The organism is Brachyspira sp. SAP_772, from assembly GCF_009755885.1.
Classification (GTDB): Bacteria; Spirochaetota; Brachyspiria; order Brachyspirales; family Brachyspiraceae; genus Brachyspira.
Genome location: NZ_VYIX01000101.1, coordinates 1 through 811 on the forward strand (window position 1 = coordinate 1; position 811 = coordinate 811).

Here is an 811-nt window from a genome sequence, read left to right on the forward strand (position 1 = left end):
TTATCATACATATCAAAGTATAAAGGGAGATATAGGCGGAGAATTAGGAGTTATTGCTCAGCTTGGATATAATATAAAATTAAATAAAGATATTCCTATAAAAAGTATAAGTTTTCTTTTTGAAACAGGATATTATTTTAATGCTAATAGTATAACTTATGATTATCCGTATGCTGATTCATATGATTATTTTGAAATTTTTGAAGCTTTAGGTATGCATAATATTATTATAGGATTAAACCCTAAAATAAATTTCAATAATTTTTCATTAGGGTTAGGTGTAGGAATAAAAATACCGTTGTCTGCTGATGTATTAGAAAAAAGCGATTATAGAGGCGAGATAATGAAAGAATATACCATTTTTGAAGGCTCTTTAATGTATCAGGATAAAAAGCATTGGAATTTTGATGATATAAAAAAAATATATAAAGTTCCAGTGTCTCCTTATATAAAAATAAATTTTGACGGATTTTACTATTTTACTGAAAAATTGGCTTTCTTATATGGTGCTTATATAGCTTATGATTTTTCAATGCCTTATAATACCGATTATATACAAATAACAGATAAAACTTTAATAAAAAGTTATAGATTATCTTACTTATCATTTATTTTTTATATAGGCATTTCATTTGGAAGAAATAACAGTTAATTTTCTAAATTTATTGTTTACTTACCGCACGCAGAATTAAGCTAAAAAAGGTAGAGTTATTTGTAATTAAAATTTTATTATATTACAAATTCTGTTAACCGTGCGTTGAAAAAATTTTTAATCTAATCAACACTTGGGCGGGCATTAACAAATCTAATT

At 24.8% G+C, this 811-nt stretch carries 1 protein-coding gene; it reads left to right on the forward strand.

What is annotated here, in order from left to right:
• Positions 1-652: hypothetical protein (locus tag GQX97_RS12830; RefSeq protein WP_157152262.1), on the forward strand; the 652-nt coding region annotated here is incomplete at its 5' end.
• Positions 653-811: the final 159 nt, after the last annotated feature.